The organism is Caulobacter sp. FW305-C-30-S16, assembly GCF_058783025.1.
On the sequence record NZ_JBYSYH010000001.1, the window covers coordinates 118,510 to 141,544 of the forward strand.

27 protein-coding genes are annotated in these 23,035 nt (G+C 68.7%); 15 read left to right on the forward strand and 12 right to left on the reverse strand.

Annotated features, from left to right (window positions below; translation table 11 throughout):
- Positions 1-66 precede the first annotated feature (66 nt).
- The 7 genes from rlmH to AC3WJT_RS00590 all read left to right on the forward strand — a co-directional run bounded on the left by rlmH (position 67) and on the right by AC3WJT_RS00590 (position 6,750).
- Positions 67-531 (forward strand): 23S rRNA (pseudouridine(1915)-N(3))-methyltransferase RlmH, encoded by a 465-nt coding sequence (rlmH, locus tag AC3WJT_RS00560; protein WP_492341113.1) that lies wholly within the window; start codon positions 67-69, stop codon positions 529-531.
- Between the two features lie 27 nt (positions 532-558).
- Positions 559-1,656, forward strand: a complete 1,098-nt coding sequence (locus tag AC3WJT_RS00565) for a murein hydrolase activator EnvC family protein (RefSeq protein ID WP_492341114.1) — start codon at positions 559-561, stop codon at positions 1,654-1,656.
- An 80-nt stretch (positions 1,657-1,736) separates the two neighbouring features.
- Complete coding sequence (locus AC3WJT_RS00570; RefSeq protein WP_492342347.1) at positions 1,737-3,167, forward strand: S41 family peptidase; 1,431 nt, start codon at positions 1,737-1,739, stop codon at positions 3,165-3,167.
- Between the two features lie 56 nt (positions 3,168-3,223).
- Positions 3,224-4,408 (forward strand): divergent polysaccharide deacetylase family protein, encoded by a 1,185-nt coding sequence (locus tag AC3WJT_RS00575; protein WP_492341115.1) that lies wholly within the window; start codon positions 3,224-3,226, stop codon positions 4,406-4,408.
- Entirely contained in the window at positions 4,405-4,878 is a 474-nt protein-coding gene (locus AC3WJT_RS00580) for an RNA pyrophosphohydrolase (protein WP_492341116.1), read from the forward strand. The genes AC3WJT_RS00575 and AC3WJT_RS00580 overlap by 4 nt, the downstream gene beginning before the upstream one ends.
- Positions 4,879-4,898: 20 nt before the next feature.
- Positions 4,899-5,930, forward strand: a complete 1,032-nt coding sequence (locus AC3WJT_RS00585; RefSeq protein WP_492341117.1) for an alpha/beta hydrolase — start codon at positions 4,899-4,901, stop codon at positions 5,928-5,930.
- Between the two features lie 64 nt (positions 5,931-5,994).
- The gene (locus tag AC3WJT_RS00590) at positions 5,995-6,750 is read left to right on the forward strand and encodes an alpha/beta fold hydrolase (protein ID WP_492341118.1); all 756 of its coding nucleotides are present in this window, start codon (positions 5,995-5,997) and stop codon (positions 6,748-6,750) included.
- Here the strand turns inward: AC3WJT_RS00590 and AC3WJT_RS00595 are convergent.
- The 10 genes from AC3WJT_RS00595 to AC3WJT_RS00640 all read right to left on the reverse strand — a co-directional run bounded on the left by AC3WJT_RS00595 (position 6,722) and on the right by AC3WJT_RS00640 (position 14,119).
- A complete protein-coding gene (locus AC3WJT_RS00595; RefSeq protein WP_492341119.1) occupies positions 6,722-6,982 on the reverse strand; it encodes a CBU_0592 family membrane protein in 261 nt (86 codons plus the stop codon). The genes AC3WJT_RS00590 and AC3WJT_RS00595 overlap by 29 nt on opposite strands.
- Positions 6,983-6,990: 8 nt before the next feature.
- On the reverse strand, positions 6,991-7,632 hold the full coding sequence (locus tag AC3WJT_RS00600; RefSeq protein ID WP_492341120.1) for a hypothetical protein: 642 nt from the start codon (positions 7,630-7,632) through the stop codon (positions 6,991-6,993).
- A gap of 101 nt (positions 7,633-7,733) precedes the next feature.
- Positions 7,734-7,994: an ATP synthase F1 subunit epsilon gene (locus AC3WJT_RS00605; protein ID WP_492341121.1), complete on the reverse strand. Its 261-nt coding sequence runs from the start codon at positions 7,992-7,994 to the stop codon at positions 7,734-7,736.
- Positions 7,994-9,604, reverse strand: a complete 1,611-nt coding sequence (gene atpD / locus AC3WJT_RS00610) for a F0F1 ATP synthase subunit beta (RefSeq protein ID WP_492341122.1) — start codon at positions 9,602-9,604, stop codon at positions 7,994-7,996. The genes AC3WJT_RS00605 and atpD overlap by 1 nt, the downstream gene beginning before the upstream one ends.
- A gap of 31 nt (positions 9,605-9,635) precedes the next feature.
- Positions 9,636-10,511 carry a F0F1 ATP synthase subunit gamma gene (locus AC3WJT_RS00615; protein WP_492341123.1) on the reverse strand — a complete coding sequence of 292 codons (876 nt, stop codon included), beginning with the start codon at positions 10,509-10,511 and terminating at the stop codon, positions 9,636-9,638.
- A gap of 31 nt (positions 10,512-10,542) precedes the next feature.
- A complete protein-coding gene (gene atpA / locus AC3WJT_RS00620; protein ID WP_492341124.1) occupies positions 10,543-12,078 on the reverse strand; it encodes a F0F1 ATP synthase subunit alpha in 1,536 nt (511 codons plus the stop codon).
- A gap of 5 nt (positions 12,079-12,083) precedes the next feature.
- A complete protein-coding gene (locus AC3WJT_RS00625; protein ID WP_492341125.1) occupies positions 12,084-12,638 on the reverse strand; it encodes a F0F1 ATP synthase subunit delta in 555 nt (184 codons plus the stop codon).
- Positions 12,639-12,820: 182 nt separating this feature from the next.
- Positions 12,821-13,072, reverse strand: a complete 252-nt coding sequence (locus AC3WJT_RS00630; RefSeq protein WP_492341126.1) for a hypothetical protein — start codon at positions 13,070-13,072, stop codon at positions 12,821-12,823.
- Positions 13,073-13,194: 122 nt separating this feature from the next.
- Positions 13,195-13,503, reverse strand: coding sequence for a DUF8200 family protein (locus tag AC3WJT_RS00635; protein ID WP_492341127.1), 309 nt, complete (start codon positions 13,501-13,503; stop codon positions 13,195-13,197).
- Between the two features lie 199 nt (positions 13,504-13,702).
- Entirely contained in the window at positions 13,703-14,119 is a 417-nt protein-coding gene (locus tag AC3WJT_RS00640; protein ID WP_492341128.1) for a hypothetical protein, read from the reverse strand.
- Positions 14,120-14,262: 143 nt separating this feature from the next.
- Here AC3WJT_RS00640 and AC3WJT_RS00645 point away from each other — a divergent pair, with 143 nt between their 5' ends.
- The 7 genes from AC3WJT_RS00645 to AC3WJT_RS00675 all read left to right on the forward strand — a co-directional run bounded on the left by AC3WJT_RS00645 (position 14,263) and on the right by AC3WJT_RS00675 (position 19,454).
- Positions 14,263-15,603: an acyl-CoA dehydrogenase family protein gene (locus AC3WJT_RS00645; protein ID WP_492341129.1), complete on the forward strand. Its 1,341-nt coding sequence runs from the start codon at positions 14,263-14,265 to the stop codon at positions 15,601-15,603.
- Positions 15,604-15,608: 5 nt separating this feature from the next.
- Positions 15,609-16,016, forward strand: a complete 408-nt coding sequence (locus tag AC3WJT_RS00650) for a GFA family protein (protein WP_492341130.1) — start codon at positions 15,609-15,611, stop codon at positions 16,014-16,016.
- Positions 16,017-16,096: 80 nt separating this feature from the next.
- Positions 16,097-16,747 (forward strand): LemA family protein, encoded by a 651-nt coding sequence (locus AC3WJT_RS00655; protein ID WP_492341131.1) that lies wholly within the window; start codon positions 16,097-16,099, stop codon positions 16,745-16,747.
- Positions 16,748-16,817: 70 nt separating this feature from the next.
- Positions 16,818-17,564, forward strand: coding sequence for a TPM domain-containing protein (locus tag AC3WJT_RS00660; protein ID WP_492341132.1), 747 nt, complete (start codon positions 16,818-16,820; stop codon positions 17,562-17,564).
- Between the two features lie 7 nt (positions 17,565-17,571).
- On the forward strand, positions 17,572-18,270 hold the full coding sequence (locus tag AC3WJT_RS00665; RefSeq protein ID WP_492341133.1) for a TPM domain-containing protein: 699 nt from the start codon (positions 17,572-17,574) through the stop codon (positions 18,268-18,270).
- The gene (locus AC3WJT_RS00670) at positions 18,267-18,932 is read left to right on the forward strand and encodes a polyamine aminopropyltransferase (RefSeq protein WP_492341134.1); all 666 of its coding nucleotides are present in this window, start codon (positions 18,267-18,269) and stop codon (positions 18,930-18,932) included. Before AC3WJT_RS00665 ends, AC3WJT_RS00670 begins: the two co-directional genes overlap by 4 nt.
- Positions 18,933-19,016: 84 nt before the next feature.
- Positions 19,017-19,454 carry a DUF1330 domain-containing protein gene (locus AC3WJT_RS00675; RefSeq protein WP_492341135.1) on the forward strand — a complete coding sequence of 146 codons (438 nt, stop codon included), beginning with the start codon at positions 19,017-19,019 and terminating at the stop codon, positions 19,452-19,454.
- A 65-nt stretch (positions 19,455-19,519) separates the two neighbouring features.
- Here the strand turns inward: AC3WJT_RS00675 and AC3WJT_RS00680 are convergent, their stop codons facing one another.
- Positions 19,520-21,262, reverse strand: coding sequence for an N-acyl-D-amino-acid deacylase family protein (locus AC3WJT_RS00680; RefSeq protein WP_492341136.1), 1,743 nt, complete (start codon positions 21,260-21,262; stop codon positions 19,520-19,522).
- Between the two features lie 67 nt (positions 21,263-21,329).
- Positions 21,330-21,683 carry a hypothetical protein gene (locus tag AC3WJT_RS00685; protein ID WP_492341137.1) on the reverse strand — a complete coding sequence of 118 codons (354 nt, stop codon included), beginning with the start codon at positions 21,681-21,683 and terminating at the stop codon, positions 21,330-21,332.
- Positions 21,684-21,836: 153 nt separating this feature from the next.
- Here AC3WJT_RS00685 and AC3WJT_RS00690 point away from each other — a divergent pair, with 153 nt between their 5' ends.
- Complete coding sequence (locus AC3WJT_RS00690) at positions 21,837-23,012, forward strand: acetyl-CoA C-acyltransferase (protein WP_492341138.1); 1,176 nt, start codon at positions 21,837-21,839, stop codon at positions 23,010-23,012.
- Positions 23,013-23,035: the final 23 nt, after the last annotated feature.

Genomic DNA, 23,035 nt, shown 5'->3' on the forward strand with positions numbered 1-23,035 from the left:
GCGCTCTGTTCGCGCGACAAATCTGGGCTTGGGCCCCCGCCTTCGCGGGGGTGATCGGGCTGAAGCATGAAAATCACCATCCTCACCGTCGGCAGGCTCGGCCGCGCTCCGGAGGCGCTGCTGGCGAAGGACTATGTCGAACGCGCGACCGCCAGCGGCCGTTCGCTCGGTCTCGGCCCGGTGGAGATCCTCGAGGTCGAGGCGCGCAAGCCGGGCAAGGCGGCCGAGGCCGAGGTCCTTCTGCCGCATCTCAAGGACGCCCATGTCATCGCCTGCGACGAGCACGGCGCGGTACGGCCGTCGCGAGCGTTCGCCGGCCAGATCGGCCGGTTGCGGGACGACGGGGTCCGGCGGCTGGTGTTCCTGATCGGCGGGGCCGACGGCCTGGATCCGTCGATCCTCGCCGCCGCCGACGGGAAGCTGGCGTTCGGACCGCAAACCTGGCCGCACGCCCTGGCCCGCGCCATGCTGGCGGAACAGGTCTATCGCGCCGTCACCATCCTCGCGGGCGGGCCCTACCACCGCGACTGACGCGGCCGGGTCTGCTATCACCCGTCCATGCGTCGCCGCCTGGCCACCCTTGCCGTCATCACCCTCTGCGCCGTCGCCGCCAGCAGCGCGGCGCAGGAGCCGGCTGACGCCCCGTCGCCACGGCTGATGGAAGTCTATGCGGTGCAGCCCGGCGCCGCCGGCGCTTCCGGAAGCGCCGAGGCCCGCCGCCAGATCGAGAGCCTTCGCGAGGAGCTTCGCCGGCTGGCCTCCCGTCAGGCCCAGAGCGGCCGCGACGTCGCCAACGCCCGCGCGCGGCTGCAGATGCTGAACGTGCGCGAGACCTCGCTGACCGCCGAGCTGGGGCGTGACCGCAACCGGCTGGCGCGGCTTCTGGGCGCCCTGCAGCTGTTCCGCCGCGAGCCGCCGCCGGCCCTTCTGGTTCGGCCGGAGGACGCCCGCGACGCGGTGCGGGCCGCCATCCTGATCCGCGCCATGACGCCCGCACTGGAACGCCGCGCCCGCGCCTACGGCGCCGAGGCGCGCGAAATCGCCGGCCTGCGCCGACAGGCCGCCGCCGCCAACGAGACCCTGTTCACCACGGAGAGCCTCGCCGCCGACCGCCGGGGCGATGTCGAGAAGCTGCTGACCCGCCAGGCCGAGATCGAGCGACAGTTCAGCGACGAAGCCGTCGCCGCCGGCCGCGCGGCGGGCAGTCCGGGACAGCTGGCCGACAGCTTCCCCCGCCTGACCGGTCCCGACAGCGGACCGGGCCGCCTGCTGCGTCCGGCCGGGGCGACACAGATTCGCGACTTCGGCGGAACCGCCGAGGGTGTCTCGTTCCGGCTCAAGACGGGCGCCGCCGTGGCCAGTCCGGCTCAAGGCGTGGTTGAATTCGCTGGGCCGGTGACCGGCTGGGGGGTCATCCTCATTATCCGGACGACCGGCGCCTATCATCTGGTGCTTGCCGGGCTGGGTGAGGTTACGGTGGCGCCCGGTCAGACAATCGCCGCCGGCGCGCCGATCGGACGCATGGCGAGGGGCGGCGGAACGGGGAATGGGGAGTCCGAGCTCTATCTCGAGCTCCGACGCTCGGGAACGCCGGTCGATCCGGCGCCCTGGCTCAGGTCGAACGGCGCCGGAGTTGCATCGGCAACGCCGGGTTAGGACACAATTTCGGCCTCTCGCGGGGCTTTAGTCATCACGCGGCGCGCACGGCCGCACAGGGAGCCTCCAGCCAGGCTATGTTGAAGAAGAACCTCCTGATCGGCGCTTGCGCCTTTGTTCTCGGCGCCGGGTCGATGGCCTATGTCGGCCAGAAGGCGGAAGCCACGGCCCAGCCGCGGGCCCAGACCTACAAGATGCTGGAGCTCTTCGGCGACGTTCTCGACATCGTCCAGAAGCAGTATGTCGTCGAGGTCGATGACCGGAAGCTGATCGAGGCCGCCCTCGAGGGCATGGTCTCCTCGCTGGACCCGCACTCCGGCTACCTCGCTCCGGCCGGCTTTGAGGACATGCAGGACTCGACCCGCGGCGAATACGGCGGTCTGGGCATCGAGATCACCAGCGAAGACGGGGTGGTCAAGATCATCTCGCCGATGGACGGCACGCCCGCGTCGCGCGCCGGTCTGCAGCCGGGCGACTACATCACCGCGGTCAACGGCGAGAGCGTCGTGGGTCTGCCGACCAACGAAGCGGTCAAGCTGATGCGCGGCCCGGCCGGCGAGAAGGTCACGCTGACCATCGCCCGCGAAAAGTCCGACGGCTTCGACGTCACCCTGATCCGCGAAGTCATCAAGCCCAAGTCGGTCACCGCCCGCATGGAAGGCGACTATGGCTACGTCCGCCTGTCGGGCTTCAATGAAAAGGCCACCGACGAAGTCGTCGCGGCGATCCGCCTGCTGCAGGCCCAGAACCCGAAGATGAAGGGCCTGGTCTTCGACCTGCGCAACAATCCTGGCGGTCTGCTCGACCAGGCGGTCGGCGTCTCGGACGTGTTCCTCGACGGCGGCGAAGTGGTCAGCCAGCGCGGCCGCGATCCGCGCGATATCGAACGCTACAACGCCCGCCCGGGCGACATGCTGAACGGCCTGCCGGTGGTGGTGCTGGTGAACTCCGGTTCGGCCTCGGCCGCGGAGATCGTCGCCGGCGCCCTGCAGGATCGCAAGCGCGCCGAGGTCGTCGGCCTGACCAGCTTCGGCAAGGGCTCGGTCCAGACCGTGATCCCGCTGCGCGGCGGCGCCGACGGCGCCCTGAAGCTGACGACGGCCCGCTACTTCACGCCGTCGGGCCGCTCGATCCAGCGCACCGGCATCGAACCGAACCTCGAGGTCGCCTCGAGCCGTGAACAGGCCGAGCTGATCGCCACCCGCTCGTTCCAGTTCAGCGAAGCCTCCCTGCGCGGCGCCCTGGACTCCGAAACCGGCGCGGTCCGGCGCGGGGCTCACGCTCCGGCCGAGGCGCCGCCGATGACCTTCGACGAAGAGGGCTGCAAGAAGCGTCCGCCGTCGAACACGCTCGAACTGCGGTGTGACTTCCAGCTGCAGCGGGCGCTCGATGTGCTGCGCTACGGCTCGGTGGCCGCAACCCCCAAGCTGCCCAAGCCGGCGCCCCGCGTGGCCTCGGTCGTGGGTGGCCGCGTGATCCCGCCGGCGGCCTCTGACGGCAAGCCGAAATAGGGCTTCATTAACCATAACCGGCGAGGGTGGCGGGGCTCAGTTTCCGTCACCCGATCATGTTCTCGAAGAAGCCAGCCCCCGCCTATGCCGTGAGCAACGCCGCCGGGTCCGGGCGGTTCGCCTCCGCGCGCGCCGCCGCCCTGACGGCGATCCAGAACCCCTGGATCAGCGCGGGCGGCGCGGGCTTCCTGTTCGTGCTGACGCTGGCGACGCTGGTGGCGATCACCAGCGACCCGAAAGCCGGCGCGCCCAGCGTGCGCATCTCCCTGGCCCAGGCCGCCGCCAGCGGCGCAGCGGTGCCGGGCTGGCGCGAGGCGCTCGCGCCTGAATCCCACGAAGCGCCGCTGACCACCGGGGTCTACGACCTGTCGGAGGGACCGATCCAGATCGCCGAGGCCAGTCCGATCGCCGGCTCGGCCTTCATCACCCTGCCGGAGGGCGGCGACAGCACCGACGCGCCGGGCGCCGCCCTGCCCGCCGCGCCGCTCGCCGGTCTGACCGAGCCGGGACCCGGCGGCGCGCCGCTGCCGATCATCGGCGCCGGCGGCCGCACGCCGGCCGAAGCCTATGCCCGTCCGTTCACGCCCAACGGCAAGCCGCGCGTGGCGCTGGTGGTCGGCGGGCTGGGCCTCAACACCGCCCTGACGCGCAGGGCCATCGAAACCCTGCCGCCCGAGATCACCCTGTCGTTCGCCCCCTACGCGGAGGGCCTTCAGGGCTGGATCGACCTGGCGCGCGCCAACGGCCACGAGGTGCTGCTTGAGGCGCCGATGGAGCCGACCGACTATCCGTCTAACGATCCCGGCCCGATGACCCTGCTCGCGGCCAGCGCCCCGCCGGAGACCGTGCGCAAGCTCGAGTGGCTGCTGTCGCGGGCCACCGGCTATTTCGGCCTGACCAACTATCTCGGCTCTCGCTTCGTCGCCACGCCGGGCGCCATGACGGCCTTCTCCGGCGCGTTGAAGGCGCGGGGCCTGGCCTTCATCGACGACGGGGCCGCCGCCGGAAAGGGTGCGGGACCGCTGCGCGCCTCGGCCAACCGGGTGATCGACGACGACCTGTCGGCGGACGCCATCAGCCAGCAACTCGCCGCGCTCGAGGCCGCCGCCCGCACCCGCGGTCAGGCGCTGGGCTCGGGCTTCGCCTATCCCGTGACCGTCGACCAGGCCGCCATCTGGGCCCGGGGACTGACGGCGCGCGGCTTCCAGCTGGCGCCGGCCTCGGCCCTGGCCCGCCGGTGAAGACGGACGCCTATCCCCGGCATCGGCCGAACGTCGGCGTCGTGCTGTTCAACGCCGAAGGTCTGGTCTGGCTCGGCCGCCGCACCCATACGCCCGAGCCGTGGAACTGGCAGTTTCCCCAGGGCGGCGTCGACCCCGGCGAGGACCTGCACGAAGCCGCCCTGCGCGAACTCGATGAAGAGACCGGCGTCACCACGGTGTCCCTGCTGGACCGCACCGGAGACTGGATCGTCTACGATTTCCCGCCTGAGGTTCGCGCGCGCGGCGGCAAGTGGGTGGGTCAGAAGCAGATCTGGTTCGCCTTCCGCTTCGAGGGCGACGACGCCGAGGTCAAGCTGGACGCCCATCACCAGATCGAGTTCGACGCCTGGCGCTGGGCGCGGCTCGACGAGGCCCCGGGTCTGATCGTACCCTTCAAGCGTTCGACCTATGAAACCGTGGCGGCCGCGTTCCAGCGCTTCGCGCGCTGACAGCCTGCGAAGGACGAGACATGAGCGGCGTTATCCTGATGGTGCATGGCGTGGGCGGCACCGCCGACGCGTTTTCACGGCTGGCCCCGGCGTTCCGCGACAAGGGCTGGCGCGTCGAGACCCCGACCCTGCGGCCGGACAAGCGCGTGGCGGAAAACCCGCCTGCCGACCTGCCGAAGCTGCGGTTCCGCGACTACGTCGCCGACATCGAGGCGCTGGCGCGCGCGCTCGAGGCGGAGACCGGCGTAGCGCCCGTGCTGTTCGGCCATTCGATGGGCGGCCTGATCGTGCAGAAGGTGCTTGAGCGGGGCGCCGGCCGGGCCGGCGTGCTGATCACCCCGGCCTCCCCGGGGGACTGCCGCGGCGCCCGTGACCTCGCCCAGGCGGTGACGTTCGCCAACATCCTGTTCAGCGGCGATGTGGCGGGCAAGAGCCACAAGATCTGGCGTTGGGGCTTTTCCTGGGGCGTCCTGAACCGGGTGCCCAGGGCCAAGCACGCGGGCATCTTCGCCGGCACGGTCTACGACAGCGGCGGCGTCTACAACGACATCGCCTATCCGGACCGGGACCCCGAACGGATCGCCTTTGTCGACGAGACGAAAATCAGCGCGCCGGTGTTGACGCTGGGCGCGGTCAAGGACCGGGCGGTGCCCATCGGCGACGTTCGGCTGACGGCGGAGAAGTACTCGCGCGTCGGCGGCGACTATCTGGAGTATCCCGATAACGCCCACTGGATCCTCGACGAGCCGGGCACGGACCAGGTCATCTCCGATATCGACACCTGGCTGACGTCCAGGGGCGTCACGCCGGCAGTGGCGAAACCCAAGGCGCCGCCCAGGCCAAAGCCCGCGGCCAAGGCCGCCCCGGCGAAGATCGGAAAGGTCGTAAAGTCCACGGCGAAGGCCAGGGCGACGCCGGCGAAAGCAAAGGCGGCGGCCAGGCCCGCCCCCGCCAAGGCAGCGGCCGTCAAACCCGCGGCCGCAAAGACGAAACCTGCGGCCAAAGCGACGTCGAAGCCCAAAACACCTGTTCGCAAACCGAAATCAACGTAAGGTCTCACGGTCCCGACAGGCAGGCCCGAAGCAGGCGCGCCGCCGGGAGTGAAAAGGGGAACTTATGCCCGCACCCGTGATCATGGTGCACGGCGCTTTCTGTGGCGGCTGGGTCTTCGAGCGCTTTCGCGAGCCGTTCGAGGCCGCCGGACATCAGGTTCTGACGCCTGACCTGCCGGGTCACTCCGCTGGCGGTTCGCCCGCGAACCGGTCGATGAGCGACTATGCCGACCATGTCGCAAAGCTGTGCAAGGCCAGCGACGAGGCGCCGATCCTGATCGGCCACTCGATGGGCGGACTGGTGGCGCATCTGGCGGCGGCGCGCGCGAACGTAGCGGGCCTGATCCTGCTGGCCCCGTCGCCGCCCTGGGGCGTGCCCGGCGCCAGCATGGAGGAGGCGATTTCGGCGGTCAGCCTCTATGCGCTGGGTCCATTCTGGATGCAGGCCATCGATCCCGACTATGCCCTGGCCAAGCTCTACAGCCTCGACCGGATGGAGAAGGCCGACCGCAAGGCGGTGTTCTCGCGCATGGTTCCCGAAAGCGGCCTGGCCCTGTGGCAGACGCTGAACTGGTGGCTCGATCCGTTCATGACCACCTCGATCCCGTCGGGTCGGGTGGACGCGCCCGCCCTGGTCATCGCCGGGGGGCGCGACGTGATCCACCCGCCGGCCACGGTCAAGCAGACCGCCGATCGTCTGGCGGCGCGTTTCGAGGTGCTGCGGGACATGAGCCACTGGCTGCCGGGCGAACCAGGCTGGGACGACGTCGCGACGCTCTGTCTCGGATGGATCAGTGAGGGGCGGCGCGCCGCAGCCTGATCACCAGCAGCCGGACCAAGCCGGCCAGGGAGACCAGCGCCCAGCTGCCCTCCATCAACAACGCCGACAGGTTGAAGTCGACCGCCAGCGACAGCAGGATCAGGGACGCGCCGACGAAGTTGGCCGACAGCGACAGCGCGCCCTTGACGTCAAGCTTGCCCAGCGCCGCAGCGGCGTAGGCGACCAGGATCATCGCGACCCCGATCACCCCGACAGCGTCGGTCCAGGCCATCTGGCCGATCAGTTCGGACGGATGCGGAACAGGACCTGGGTGTGGTCGTACTTGGCGTTGACCGGCGCGCCGTCGGTCTTGCGCTCGGTCATCAGCACCAGGGCTTCACCCTCGGCGTCGCCTTCCCGCTCCCAGGAGCGCGTCGTGCGTTCCATGTCCGTGACGTACTTGTCGAAGCGGGCGAGGAACCAGCCGCCGCCCTGACGGACCGCCCAGTAGTGCAGGTCCGTGGCCAGCGTCGCCGCAGGGGCCACCGCCTCGACCGGATGGTTCACATCGATCGTGCAGACCGTCGGGTTGGTCGAGGAGGGCTGGATCGAAACCTGGTAGCCCTTGGCGTAGGCCCAGATCCAGACATCGCGCTTCTTCTTGAAGCCGAGCGAGGGGGCGACCTGGGCGATCGGCGTGCCGCGAACCATCGGGCTGCAGACGCGCTCGATGGTGTTGATCACGGCCAGCGAGGTGATGTCGGTCGGCGCGGGCGGCGGAGCCGGCGGGGCTTCCGGCGCGGGCGCGGCTTCGGGCGCCGGGGCGGCTTCCATGGGCGCGGGAGCGGCGGGCGCTTCCGGAGCGACCGGTTGTTCCTGGGCGATGGCGGAGCCGGCGATAACGCCGGCGGCGGTCAGGCTGAGGAGCGCAAGACGGCGCATGTCGACAGGTCCTTTTCTCTGGTCAGCGGCCATAGAAGACCGCCGTGCGTTCCCTCGCAAGCCATCTTCGTGCGGCTTTGCGGCGGAGGTTAGGCTTGATCCTAACGCTCGACCGCGTGCTCGGCGAGGATGGTCAACCCTTGGGCGTTTACGTCTGCAAATCCGCCATGAATCTCGAAAGTGCGGCTGGCGGATCCATCATGGACCACCACCACGCCTTCTCGCAGGGCGGTCATGAACGGCGCATGACCGGCCAGGACGCCGATGTCGCCCTCGGCGCCCGGCGCGTCGACGCGGTCGACGTCGCCGGAGAACACCTCACGCTCGGGCGCGACCAGGGAGAAGTGGAGCTTGTCGGCCATCAGGCGGCTTCCATGGCCATCTTCTCGGCCTTGGCCACGGCTTCCTCGATGGCGCCGACCATGTAGAAGGCGCCTTCCGGCAGGTGGTCGTACTCGCCTTCGCAGATGGCCTTGAACGAGCGGATCGTGTCGGCCAGCTCGACGAACTTGCCGTCCTGGCCGGTGAACTGCTCGGCCACGAAGAACGGCTGGCTGAGGAAGCGGCTGATCTTGCGCGCGCGGGCCACGGTCAGCTTGTCCTCTTCCGACAGCTCGTCCATGCCCAGGATGGCGATGATGTCCTTCAGCTGCTTGTACTGCTGCAGGATTTCCTGAACGCGGCGGGCGACGCCGTAGTGCTCTTCACCGATGACCAGCGGGTCCATGATCCGGCTGGTCGAGTCCAGCGGGTCCACGGCCGGGAAGATGGCCTGGGCGGCGATGTCGCGGCTGAGCACGGTCGTCGCGTCCAGGTGGGCGAACGAGGCGGCGGGCGCGGGGTCGGTCAGGTCGTCGGCGGGAACGTAGATGGCCTGGACCGAGGTGATCGAACCCTTGTTGGTCGAGGTGATCCGCTCCTGCAGGTTGCCCATCTCCGTGGCCAGGGTGGGCTGATAGCCCACGGCCGAGGGGATGCGGCCCAGCAGCGCCGACACTTCCGAGCCGGCCTGGGTGAAGCGGAAGATGTTGTCGATGAACAGCAGCACGTCCTTGCCTTCGACGTCGCGGAAGTACTCGGCCTGGGTCAGGCCGGTCAGCGCGACGCGGGCGCGGGCGCCCGGAGGCTCGTTCATCTGGCCGTAGACGAGGGCGCACTTGGAGCCTTCGGTCGAGCCGCCGTTCTTCTTCGGGTCCACGTTCACGTTGGACTCGATCATCTCGTGATAGAGGTCGTTGCCCTCGCGGGTGCGCTCACCCACGCCGGCCAGAACCGAGTAACCGCCGTAAGCCTTGGCGATGTTGTTGATCAGCTCCTGCATGGTCACGGTCTTGCCCACGCCGGCGCCGCCGAACAGGCCGATCTTGCCGCCCTTGGTGTAGGGGCACATCAGGTCGATGACCTTGATGCCCGTGACCAGGACTTCGGCCGAGGTCGACTGCTCCGCGAAGCTCGGGGCCTCGCGGTGGATGACGTTGTAGTGCGGGGTGACGATCGGGCCGGCCTCGTCGATCGGCTCGCCGATGACGTTCATGATGCGGCCGAGCGTGGCGGGACCGACCGGAACGGTGATGCCCTTGCCGGTGTCGGCGACGTCCTGGCCGCGGGTCAGACCCTCGGTGGTGTCCATGGCGATCGTGCGGACGGTGTTTTCACCCAGGTGCTGGGCCACTTCCAGAACCAGGCGGAACGGCTCGCCGGTCCGCTGGTCGAGGTTGGTGGTCTCCAGGGCGTTCATGATCGCGGGCAGGTGACCCACGAACTCGACGTCGACGACGGCGCCGATGACCTGGACGATCTTGCCGGTCGCGATGATCGCGGTCGGCTTGACGGCCTTGGGCGCGTCAGCCTTGGCGGCGGGCGCTTTCGCGGCCGCCTTGGGCGCGGCGGCCTTGGTGGCGGCGGGGGCCTTGGGCGCGGCGGCGGCCTTGGGGGCCTTGGCGGCGGCGGGCTTCTTCGGGGCGGTGGCCATTGGTCTGGTCTTCCGTGCGGTCTTTATGCGGTCAGAGAGCTTCGGCGCCGGAGATGATCTCGATCAGCTCCTTGGTGATCTGCGCCTGGCGGGTTCGGTTGTACTGGACGGTGAGGCCCTTGATCATGTCGCCCGCGTTGCGCGTAGCGTTGTCCATGGCCGTCATCTGGCTGGCGTAGAAGCCGGCCATGTTCTCGAGCAGGGCCGACAGGACCTGAACGGTGATGTTGCGCGGCAGAAGGGTCTCGAGGATCGCCTCTTCCGAGGGCTCATACTCGTAGGTGGCGCCCTGAAGATCAGTGACAGGGGCCCCTTCGACCTGGGCCGGGATCAGCTGCTGGCCCACCGGGGTCTGGCTGACCACCGACTTGAAGCGGCTGAAGAACAGCGTGACCACGTCCACATCGCCCGCCTCGTAGAGCGAGATGATGTGGTCGGCGATCGGCTGGGCCACCGACAGGGTCAGGGAGCGCTCGGCCGACAGATCGAACGACTGGATGATCCGGTCGCCATACAGGCGGCGCAGGGGCGGAAGCGCCTTCTTGCCGACCGTGATGATCTTGACGTCCTTGCCTTCGGCCAGCAGCGCCGCGATGCGATCGCGGGCGGCCCGGACGATGGACGAGGAGAAGCCGCCGGCCAGACCGCGATCGGCGGCGGCGACGACGATCAGGTGACGCCGGTCGCTACCGGTCCCGGCCAGGAGGCGGGGGGCGCCGTCGCCGCTGACGCCGGCGGCGAGATTGGCGATCACGGCGGCCATCCGGCTCGCATAGGGACGCGCGTTTTGCGCGGCGTCCTGGCTGCGGCGCAGCTTGGCGGCGGCGACCATCTGCATGGCCTTCGTGATCTTCTGCGTGGCTTTCACGCTCGAGATCCGAACACGCATGTCCTTGAGGCTGGCCATCGAGGGCTACTCTCTCCGCTCTCGGCCGGTCTTAGGCGAACGTCGCGGTGAAGCTCTCGAGCGCCTTCTTGAGGGTGTCCTCAAGATCGGAGCCGAGCGCCTTGGTCGTGCGGATCGCGTCCAGCAGGTCTTGGTGCTTGCTGTGCAGGCGGGCCAGGAACTCGCGCTCGAACCGGCCGACCTGGGCGGTCGGGATCGCGTCGAGATAGCCGCGCGTGCCAGCGTAGATCACGCAGACCTGCTCTTCGACCGACTGCGGGCTGTACTGCGGCTGCTTCAGCAGCTCGGTGAGGCGTTCGCCCCGCGCCAGCTGGCGCTGGGTGGCGGCGTCGAGGTCCGAACCGAACTTCGCGAAGGCGGCCATTTCCCGGTACTGGGCGAGCTCGCCCTTGATCGGGCCGGCGACGGTCTTCATGGCCTTGATCTGGGCCGAGGAACCCACGCGCGACACCGAGATACCGACGTTCACGGCGGGGCGGATGCCCTGGAAGAACAGGTCGGTCTCGAGGAAGATCTGGCCGTCGGTGATCGAGATCACGTTGGTCGGGATGTAGGCCGAGACGTCGTTGGCCTGGGTTTCGATGACCGGCAGGGCGGTCAGCGAGCCGGAGCCGTTGTCCTCGTTCAGCTTGGCCGCACGCTCGAGCAGACGGCTGTGCAGGTAGAACACGTCGCCCGGATAGGCTTCGCGGCCCGGCGGGCGGCGCAGCAGCAGGGACATCTGGCGATAGGCGACGGCCTGCTTGGAAAGGTCGTCATAGATGATGACGGCGTGCATGCCGTTGTCGCGGAACCACTCGCCCATGGCGCAACCCGAGAACGGGGCCAGGAACTGCAGCGGCGCCGGCTCCGACGCCGTGGCGGCGACGACGATGGTGTAGTCGAGGGCGCCGTGCTCCTCGAGGGTCTTGACGATCTGGGCGACGGTCGAGCGCTTCTGACCGATGGCCACGTAGATGCAGTAGAGCTTGGCGCTCTCGTCCGTGCCGGCGTTGATCGCCTTCTGGTTCAGGATGGTGTCGATCGCGACGGCGGTCTTGCCCGTCTGACGGTCGCCAATGATCAGCTCGCGCTGGCCGCGGCCGATCGGGATCAGGGTGTCGATGGCCTTCAGGCCGGTCTGCACGGGCTCATGCACCGACTTGCGCGGGATGATGCCCGGGGCCTTCACGTCCACGCGGCGACGCTCGGCGGCGTTGGTGATCGGACCCTTGCCGTCGATCGGCTCACCCAGCGGGTTGACGACGCGGCCGAGCAGGCCGCGGCCGACCGGCACGTCCACGATCTCGCCGAGGCGGCGGACTTCGTCGCCTTCGCTGATCTGCTGGTCCTGACCGAAGATCACGATCCCGACGTTGTCGCGCTCGAGGTTCAGGGCCATGCCCTTCACACCGGCTTTCGGGAACTCGACCATTTCGCCGGCCTGGACCTTGTCCAGACCGTAGACGCGGGCGATGCCGTCGCCGACGCTCAGCACGGAGCCAACGTCGGACACATCGGCTTCCTCGCCGAAGCTGGCGATTTGCGACTTGAGGATGGCCGAAATTTCGGCGGCGCGGATATCCATAGGTCTTACGCTCTCTTGAGGGCGAATTTGAGGGAATCGAGCTTCGACTTCAGCGAAGCATCGAACAGGCGGGAACCGACGCGCACCTTGATACCGCCGAGGATGGCGGGATCGACGCGGGTCGAGATTTCAGGATCCTTGCCCAGGGCCTGACGCAGGGCGGCGGCGACGCCCTTGCTCTGGGCGGCGGACATCGGCAGGGCCGTGACCACCTCGGCGGCGACGACGCCGCGCTTTTCAGCCGACAGCTTGCGGAAGCCGTCGATGACCTGGACCAGCGCGCCGGTCCGGCGGTTGGCCGACAGCAGACCGATGAACTTGCGGGTCACGGCGTGAAGCTTCGCCTTGGTCGCGATGGCCGCGAGGCCCGCGCCCTTGTCTTCGGCGGAATAGGTCGGCGAGGCGAGCAGCCGGCGCAGGTCCGCGCTCTCGGTCCAGGCCTTCTTGAGGCTCACCAGATCCGCCTCGACCGCAGCCGTCGCACCGGCCTCTTCGGCCAGTTCAAACAGGGCGCGCGCATAGCGCTGACCCACTTCCGTCGCCTTGGTGTCGTCCGCCACTTGTTCAACCGTCCGGTGCGTCGCGCACCGCGTCCCGGGTATGCCCCCAGGCGCGGCGCTAAAGTCTTGAAAGTGCTTGGAAAAGCACGAGAGCCAGCGGGCCGTGAAAGTCCTCCGGCCCGAAGCCGCGCGCCTGATAGCATGCGTTCTGCTGCATCGCAACGGCGCGGGAGGCGGTTCAGTCAGGCCGAGACCACCCGAAATACGCCGGACGCGGTCGCGGCGCGCCGTCCATCCGGCAACAGCGCCTCGCCGTGGACGAAGACGAGGCTGCGCGTCGCCCGCTCCACACGCGTGGACACAGCAACGGTCGCCGGGTCGCCGACGACGCCATAGTCCAGAGTCAGGGATACGGCCGCGACCTCGCGGCCATCGGCCGCGGTGTCGGCAAGGGCGCGCTCAAGCACGCCGGCGAGAGAAGGAGTGTGTGTCATGTCGGCGGCTGCCTTACGCCCGGTCGCGACGAAGAAAAAGGGCGGCGGTCGAAACCGCCGCCCTGCGCCACTGGCGAGTTGCTCGAGGAAACAAACCGGACCGAAAGCGCCCGGGTAGATGATTAGTTGGCGGCGGCGTTGCAGGTGGCCAGGTCCTGGCCTTCGATGCTGCGCTTGCCGTTGGTCAGGGTGGTGACGGGGCCGACCACCTTCACCAGTTCCTTGCAGCCGGCGACCGTGACGGTGCGCGCGATGGCCGAATTGGCGACGCAGGTGGAGCCTTCGCAGGTGAACAGCGCGCCGGCGGCGACGACCTTGGTCTTGGCGGCCACGGGCGTGGCCAGCGAGGCGGTCACCTTGGCATCGGCGAACGCGACGCCGGCAAAGGACAGGGAAAGAACGGCGGCAGCCGTCAGCATACGGATTTTCATGGGTTCGCCCTCCGGCGTAGTCGGGGTGGTGATCGGGAGATCAGGCTTGGACAGGTACTGGCCTCGTCCGCTCCGCCAGTCTGACTCCGGTATCCCCACCGAAGCCGCGAAACGAACTAAGCATTGCTTAGATATCAATGATAACAAATCCGGCGCAAGCGGAATCTACACAGTGCTTAGATTTTTTTGCGAACGGCTCTCAGCGGTCGAGCAGCGAGTCCAGGCGACGCTTGGCCTCTTCGTGGACGCCGTCGCGGTTCTCAACCAGCGCCATGGACCGGACGCCGTTCCGCCGGTCCCCCTCGTCGGGCATGAACCAGAACACATCGGTCGACTGTCTCTGGGTGAGAGACCACAGGATCGCCGCGAGGATCGCCCCCGCCCCGCCCGCCGCCATCACCGGCCAGATGCCGTGAACATCTGCGCTCGTGATCAGGCTGAGCTGCTCGGCCAACGCCTGCCGGTTCGGTGACTTGGCCGCCAGCTTGCCGAAGAAGCTCAGGACCAGGTGCGACGCCCCCGACAGCGACAGCGCCACGGCGATCGCAAACAGCCGGGGCTGAACGAACAGGCCCACGGCTGCGCCAAGGATCGCGGCGGCTACGATCAGGATCATGCGCTGCACCATGGCGCGTGTTGGTGAATTTTCTCCTCACCACGCTGGTGTCGCCACGGAAACCTTCCGTCGGGTCACGGTTGCCGCGCACGTAAGGCGGCGCATACTGGCGAAAACCCCATAAAGAATGACGGGAGCGTTCCATGGATTTTGCCCTCGACCCCAAGCTGGTCGCCTATCTCGCCGAACTCGACGAGTTCATCGAAACCACGATCAAGCCGCTGCAGGCGCAGGACGACAACGAGCGGTTCTTCGATCACCGCCGCGAACACGCCCGCACGGACTGGGACAACAACGGCCTGCCCCGCCACGAGTGGGAAGAGCTGCTGGCCAAGGCGCGCAAGCTGGCCGATGACGCCGGCCACTACCGTTTCGCCTGGCCCAAGGAGATGGGCGGCAAGGACGGCAGCCAGCTGTGGATGGCGGTGATCCGCGAGCACCTGGCCGCCAAGGGCCTGGGGCTGTTCAACGATCTGCAGAACGAGCACTCGATCGTCGGCAACAACCCCTTCGTCCTGATGTTCAAGGAGTTCGCCACGCCCGAGCAGGTCGCCCGCGACGGCGACGCGCTGCTGAAGGGTGAGATTCGCGCCGCCTTCGGCCTGACCGAGCCCAACCACGGCAGTGACGCCACCTTCATGGAAACCACGGGGGTCCGCGAGGAGAAGGACGGCAAGCCCGGCTGGCGGATCAAGGGCGAGAAGATGTGGACCACGGGCATGCACGTGGTCAGCCACGTCATGGTCTTCGCCCGCACCAGCGGCAAGGACGGCGACGCCCTGGGCATCACCTGCTTCCTCGTCCCGCGCGATCAGATCAAGATCGAGGAGTGGATGTGGACCTTCAACATGCCCACCGACCACCCGCGCATCTCGTTTGACACCTGGATCCCTGAAGACAGCTACTGGGGCGTGATCGATCGCGGCCTGGGTCTGGGTCAGTCGTTCGTGCACCAGAACCGCATCCGCCAGGCGGCCTCGTCGCTGGGCGCGGCGGTCTACTGCATCAACGAAAGCGTCAAGTACGCCCGCATGCGCAAGCCGTTCGGCAAGGCGCTGAGCGACAACCAGGCGATCCAGTTCCCGCTCGTCGAGCTGCACGCCCAGTGCGAAATGCTGCGCCTGCTGATCCGCCAGACGGCCTGGCAGATGGACACGATGGACCACAAGACCATCGAGCGGGAGATCTCCGACAAGGTCTCGATCTGCAACTACTGGGGCAACCGCCTCTGCTGCGAGGCCGCCGACCGGGCCATGCAGGTGCACGGCGGCATGGGCTACAGCCGCCACAAGGCGTTCGAGCACATCTATCGCCACCACCGCCGCTACCGCATCACCGAGGGCTCGGAGGAGATCCAGCAGCGCAAGGTCGCGGCCTTCCTGTTCGGCTACCTCGGCCCCAAACGTCAGGAGTTCAAGGCGCTGGAGGAAGAGTGGGCGGCGGGCCGCGCCGCCGGCAAGAACGACCGTCAGCTGGGGATGTAGGGACCATGGCGCACATCGAAGGCGGCTGCCTCTGCGGCCAGGTGCGGTTCAGCGGCGACGCTGAACCGGTCTTCCAGGCGGTCTGCCACTGCAAGAACTGCCAGAAGCAGGCCGGCACGGCCTTTTCGGTGATCGTCGGCGTCCCCCGCGGGGCGCTGACGGTGACCGGGACACTGAAGACCTATCATGACAAGGGCGACAGCGGCGGGACGGTGGACCGGCACTTCTGTCCGGACTGCGGGTCGCCGATCCTGTCCGACGCGCCGGCCAATCCTGCCCTGGTGTTCATCAAGGCCGGGACGCTGGACGACGCGAGCTGGGTCGCGCCCCAAATCCACATCTGGACCGAGAGCGCGATGGCCTGCACGACGATTCCGGCAGGCGTTCCGGCCTTCCCGAAAAATCCGGGTTAGCGGGAGTCCTCCCGCTCGCCCGCGTTCTCTCCTATATGTTCCTTCACGGCCGCTCGGGCGGCCGATTGAAGGGGCCATCCATGACCATGATTTCGCGCCTTGTCCGCCTTGTCCCGGTGCTCGCCGTCGCGGCGATCCTGTCGGGCTGCGGCATCAACACCATTCCCACCCGCGATGAGGCCGTGAAGGCCTCGTGGGGTGACGTGCAGAACCAGTACCAGCGCCGCGCCGACCTGATCCCCAACCTCGTCAGCACGGTGAAGGGCTACGCCGCCCAGGAGAAGGACGTCCTGACCGCCGTCACCGAAGCGCGCGCCAGCGCGACCCAGGTGCGTGTCGACGCCTCGACCATCACCAACCCCGCGCAGTTCCAGCAGTACGCGGCGGCCCAGGACAAGCTGAGCGGCGTGCTCGGCCGCCTGATGATGATCCAGGAGAACTATCCGGAGCTGAAGTCCAACACCAACTTCCTGGCGCTGCAGTCGCAGCTGGAAGGGACCGAGAACCGCATCGCCGTGGCCCGCAAGGACTACAACGAGCAGGTCCGGCTCTATAACACCTCCCTGCGGACCTTCCCGACGGTGATCTGGGCCAAGACCTTCTACAGCGGTCAAAAGCCGGCCCTGCCGTTCGAAGCCGCCGTCACAGCCCAGACCGCGCCGACCGTCAGCTTCGACGCCCCGGCTCCGGCCGCTGCGCCGGCCCCGACGACCGTCCCGGCGCCGAAGTAACTTGAATACGTCCTCACAGGTCCTTCCCCGACGGCCAACGGCCGCCTGGGGAAGGATGTGGGCGTCCCTGATGGCGCTCACCATCCTGCTGATCGCCCTGCCGGCGATGGCGGCGCCGACCTTCCCGCCGCTCGCGGGCCGGGTGGTCGACAACGCGAACATCCTGTCTCCGGCCGCCGAAGCCTCGCTGACGGAAAAGCTGGCCGGCCTGGAGACCGCCTCCGGACACCAGCTGGTCGTGGTCACCCTGCCCACGCTCCAGGGCCTCGAGATCGAGGACTACGGCTACCAGCTGGGCCGCGCCTGGCAGATCGGCGACAAGACCCGCGATGACGGCGCCCTGCTGATCGTTGCGCCGACGGAACGCAAGGTCCGCATCGAGGTCGGCTACGGCCTCGAAGGCGTCATGACCGACGCCCTTTCCAGCGTGATCATCCAGAGCGCCATCCTGCCGAAGTTCAAGGCCGGCGACATGGAGGGCGGGGTGGTCGCCGGGACCGACGCGCTCGTGCAGCAGCTCAGCCTGCCGGACGACCAGGCAAAGGCCAACGTGGCGGCCGCGACCTCACAGGCGCAGCAGAGCCACGGCGGACCGCCCATTCCCTTCATCATCCTGATCGTCGTGTTCTGGATCATCGTCATCTCCCTTCGCGGCAGACGGCGTGGCGGCCTGGCGTCGGCCCTGCCCTGGATCATCCTCGGCAGCCTCGGCGACGGCCGCGGCGGCGGGGGCGGCTGGAGTGGCGGCGGCGGTGGCGGCGGCTTCTCCGGCGGCGGCGGATCATTCGGGGGCGGCGGCTCCTCTGGGGGCTGGTGACATGGCGATGACCGAATCCGATCACGACCGCATCGTCGCAGCGGTGGCCGCAGCCGAGTCGAAGACGGCGGGAGAGATCTACTGCGTCCTCTCGCCGGCGGTGTCCGACTACCGCGAAACGCCGCTCGCCTGGGCGACGGCGGCGGCGCTGATCCTGCCGGCAGGGGCCCTGCTGCTCGGCTTCGAGCCGCAGAGCCTGACCCGCTGGTTCGGCGGCTGGACCGTCGGCCATACGGCGGCGACCGACGCGACCATCCTGGCGGCCCTGACCACCTATGTCGCCCTGCAGGCGACGGTGTTCGTCGTGGCTGCGCTGGTCGTGGCGATCCCGCCCGTGCGCCGGGCCCTGACCCCCGCCAGCCTCAAGGCCGAACGGGTGCACCGTGCGGCGATGGAGCAGTTCCTCAGCCACGGCCTGCACGCGACCCGCGACCGCACGGGCGTGCTGCTGTTCGCCTCACTCGCCGAGCGGCGGGCTGAAGTCGTTGCGGACGAAGGTATCTACAAGGTCACCGACCCGGCCGTCTGGGACGAGGTCGTCGACCTGCTGATCAAGGGCCTGAAAAGGCGCAAGACGGCCGACGGCTTCGTCGCCGCGGTCGAACTGTCCGGTCGCATTCTCGCCGCCCACGTCCCGCTAGGCGCCGACAATCCGAACGAGTTGCCCGACCGCCTGGTCGAGCTGCCCGCCCCCGGCAAGGCGTGATCCCCTGGGAGCATCTGGCGTCGGCCGTCGTCCCGGGCGACGGCGGCGAGCTGCGGCTGATGCGGCGCGGAACCGAGTACTCGATCATGGCCGGGTCGATCGAGCTGATGAACAGCCGGTTGAGCGGCTCGGAGGAGGCGCTGGCGACGCTGGCGTATGAGCGGCTGGCGAAGGTCGCCGCGCCGCGCGTCCTGATCGGCGGGCTGGGCATGGGCTTCACCCTGCGCGCGGCCCTGGCCGCCTTCGGACCGAAGGCGCAGATCGTGGTGGCCGAGCTTGTCCCGGCGGTCATCGCCTGGGCCAGCGGGCCCCTGGCGGGGCTCTATGGCGACAGCCTGGCTGACCCTCGCGGCCGGATTCGCGAGGCAGACGTCGCGGCCCTGATTGCCGAAGGCGGCTGGGACGCGATCCTGCTGGACGTCGACAACGGCCCCCAGGGTCTGAGCCGCGCCGGCAACGACGGGCTCTACAGCTTCGGCGGTCTCGGCGCGACGAAGGCTGCGCTGAAGCCCGGCGGCGTGCTCGGCGTCTGGTCCTCGTCGTCCGACCACGGCTTCACCAACCGCCTGAAGCGGGCCGGCTACGCGGTCGAGGAAATCGGCGTCCGCGCCCATCGCGGCCGCGGCGCGCGGCACACCATCTGGATGGCGAAGAAGACCTGACGTTCAGCCGATGGCGGACGCGGATACGACCTGAAGGAAAGCTCGGCTAGCCAATCCCGGCCGGCCTGAGTCACACTCCTCCCCATGACCGGCTCCATCGACCCTACACGCCCGCAGTTCGACGCCTTCAAGGGCCTGCCCCGCGACGAACCGATCCATATGCTCAACCTCGTGCGGGTTCGCGCCCTGGCCGAGTATCCGGAAGGCCATCCCAACCACGGCAAGGGGATGACGGGCCTGGAAGCCTACCGCGCCTACGGCCGCGAGAGCGCGCACATCTTCAAGCGGGTGGGTGGCCGGCAGGTCTGGGCCGGCCGGCCGGACGTGGTGGTCACCGGCCCGACCGACGAGCGGTGGGACATCGCCTTCATCGCCGAATATCCCGGCGGCGGCGCGTTCCTGGCCATGGTCACCGACCCCGAGTACCGCGAGGTGGTCAAGCACCGCCAGGCCGGCGTCGAGGACAGCCGCCTGATCCGCATGGCCCCGATCGCCGAGCTCGGCGAAGGGTTCGGAGAGTAGAAGGGGACACGAGCGACCCGTGAGTCCTGGTTAGGGGACACGTACCTCGCGGTACATGTCCCCGGTTACTCCGCCGCCATCGCCATCGGCGCGCCACGGGCGCCGCGCACCAGCCGGCCCGGAAGGGCGCCGGTCGGCTCTCCGTCGCGGTAGGTGATCTCGCCGGCCACGATGGTGGCGACATAGCCGTCCGCGCGCTGCACCAGCCGCCGCCCGCCGGCCGGCAGGTCGTAGGCCACGCCCGGGGCGTGCAGGGTCAGGCCGTCGTAGTCGATGACGTTAAGGTCCGCGCGCAGGCCCACGGCGATCTGGCCGCGGTCGCGCAGGCCGACGGCCTCGGCGGTGTCGCGTGTCTGCATGCGGATGACCTGTTCCAGACCCAGCTTCGGGCCACGCGTGCGGTCGCGGGTCCAGTGGGTCAGGTTCGAGGTCGGGAAGCTGCCGTCGCAGATCATGCCCACATGGGCGCCGCCGTCGGACAGGCCCGGCACCGTGTCACGGTGGCTGAGCATGGCGAAACTGGGGTCCAGCGAGCCGTCAGCGTAGTTGAGGAACGGGTGGTAGAGCATGCCCCGCCCGCCGTTGCTCAGCATGTGATCCAGCGCCACTTCGTCGGGCCAGAGTCCGCGGCCGGCGGCCAGAGCCCTGACCGTGTCGTCCTCGGTCGGCTCGTAGTCCGGCTGCTCGGTCATCAGGAACATGTTGTCCCAGGCGCGCAGAGCGCTGCCCGCGAACGGCCCCTTGGGATCGATCTCCTCGCTCAGCAGCCGCGCGCGGAAGGCGGGATCGGACAGCTTCGCCACCCGCTCGGCCAGCGGCAGGTGGGCGATCTCCTTGTAGGTGGCGTGCTGGCTGAACGGATTGAGCGTCAGCTCCAGCCCGAACAACACCCCGACCGGACGGCCGGCGACCTGGGCCTTCATCGGCAGGCCGGCGTCGACGGCCGTTTCCAGCGCGCCCAGCAGCAGCTTCCAGCCATCCTTGCCCCGCGCGCTCTGGGCCAGGGTGAAGCTCAGCGGCCGGCCCGACGCCTCTACCAGCCGACGGAAAATCGCGAATTCCTCAGCCGGGTTCTGAAAGTCGGAGACCAGCTGCAGCACGCCCTTGCCGGCGGCCTTCATGGCCAGCGCGATGCCGGTCAGCTCGTCTTCTCCGGCGGTCAGGGTCGGGGTCGGCTGGCCGTCGCTGGTGCGGTGGTTGAGCGTGCGGGAGGTGGAAAAACCCAGGGCGCCCGCCTCCATGGCCGCCCCGGCGATCGCCGCCATGGCCTGGATGTCCGCCTGCGTGGCCGGCTCGCGGTTGGCGCCGCGCTCGCCCATCACATAGACGCGCAGGGCGGCGTGCGGCAACTGGGCGGCGATATCGATGTCGAACCGGCGCTGGCCGATGGCGTCGAGATATTGCGGGAAGCTCTCCCAGTTCCACGGCAGGCCCTCGGTCAGGACCGGGAAGGGAATGTCCTCGACCCCCTCCATCAGCCGGATCAGCCGGTCGTGGTCCTCCGGCCTGCAGGGCGCGAAACCGACGCCGCAATTGCCCATCACGGCCGTGGTCACGCCGTGCCACGAGGAGGGCTGCAGCCGCTCGTCCCAAGTCGCCTGGCCGTCATAGTGGGTGTGAATGTCGACGAAACCGGGCGTCACGATACGACCCGCGGCGTCGATCTCCTCGGCGCCGGCCGGCAGATCCGGGCCGATCGCGGCGATCAGGCCGTTCCTGACCCCGACGTCCGCCGTGAAGGCCGCCGTGCCCGATCCATCGATGACGCTGCCGCCCCGGATAACGAGGTCGAATGCCCGCTCGGCCATGATTTCCATCCCTTATCGTTGATCAGGATGGTCGGACCGGGTGACGCGCGCGTCAAGCGATGATGGTCTATTTCAGCTCCACCGCGGCGATCCGGCGGCAGCGGTCGGCGACGCAGCCCGGCGGATTGGCGGAAGGATCCTTGACATAGAGGATGGCCAGCGGCCGGCCGCCGCTCTTGGCCGCCATCGCCAGCCGCAGCACCGGATCGGTCAGCGGGCCCATGGCCTCGATGGCGAACTCCCGCGGCGCATCACCGCCCTGCAGGCTCGATGCGGCGCAGGACACCGTCAGCCGGTCGCGATAGGCCCCGATCGTCGCCACCGAACAATCCAGCCACGCCCCGCCCGCCGGCGTCTCGGCGGCCAGCGCCGGACCGGTCAGGCCCGCGGCCAGAATCAGCACTGCACAGATGGTTCGCATGACGTCCTCCCCGGCGAAGGGGACCACAGAGCCGGGCGTCGGCCAAGCCCCGCCGGCCGGTTTACGCGCGCGTGAACTTTTCCTTTGCGTCAGGTTCGCCTAGGGTCGCCGCCGACAATTCAAACTGTTGTTTGAGAGCAAAGGGAAAACGCCATGCGTGAAGCCGTAATCGTGTCCTATGCCCGCACCGGCCTCGCGAAGGCGGGTCGGGGTGGGTTCAACGCCACCCCGCCGATGTCGATGGCCGCTCACGCCATCAAGCACGCCGTGGCCAAGTCAGGCGTCGAGCTTGATTTCGTCGAGGACTGCTACCTGGGCAACAACGCCCACGGCGCCGCCAACATCGGCCGTCTTGCGGCCCTGCTGGCCGGCATGCCGGTCAACACCGGCGGCGTGACCATCAACCGCTTCTGCTCCTCGGGCCTGCAGGCCATCGCCATGGGCGCCGACTACATCCGCGCGAGCGGCGGCGACTGCGTCGTGGCCGGCGGCGTGGAGAGCATCTCCATCCCGGGCGGCGGCATGGGCGGCGCCGGTACGGTTGATCCCGAGCTGATGAACATCGCCCCGGCGATCTTCATGGCCATGATCGACACCGCCGACATCGTGGCCAAGCGCTACGGCCTCAGCCGTGAATACCAGGACGAGTACAGCCTGCAGTCCCAGCAGCGCATGGCCGCGGCCCAGGCAGCGAACCTGTTCGCCGACGAAATCGTGCCGATGAAGACCAAGATGAAGCTGGTCAACAAGGAGACCAAGGAAGAGACCATGGTCGACTACGTGGTGGACAAGGACGAGTGCAATCGTCCGGAAACCACCCTCGAGGGCCTCGCCTCCCTGCAGCCGGTCAAGGGTCCGGGCAACTTCATCACCGCCGGCAACGCCAGCCAGCTCAGCGACGGCGCCGCCGCCGTGGTGATGATGGAAGCCAAGGAAGCCGAGCGCCGCGGCCTGGAGCCCCTGGGCCGATTCGTGTCGTGGGCCGCCGCCGGTTGCGAACCCGACGAAATGGGCATCGGCCCGGTCTACGCCGTGCCCAAGCTGCTCGCCCGTCAGGGCCTGAAGGTCGACGACATCGACATCTGGGAACTGAACGAAGCCTTCGCCTCGCAGTGCCTCTACAGCCGCGACAAGCTCGGCATCGACCCGGCCAAGTACAACGTCAACGGCGGCTCGATCGCGATCGGCCACCCCTTCGGCATGACCGGCGCGCGCTGCACCGGCCACCTGCTGCAGGAAGGTCGTCGTCGCAAGGCCAAGTGGGGCGTTGTGACCATGTGCATCGGCGGCGGTCAGGGCGGCGCAGGCCTGTTCGAAATCTACAGCTGATCCTGACTTTGGCGGTCCCGGCC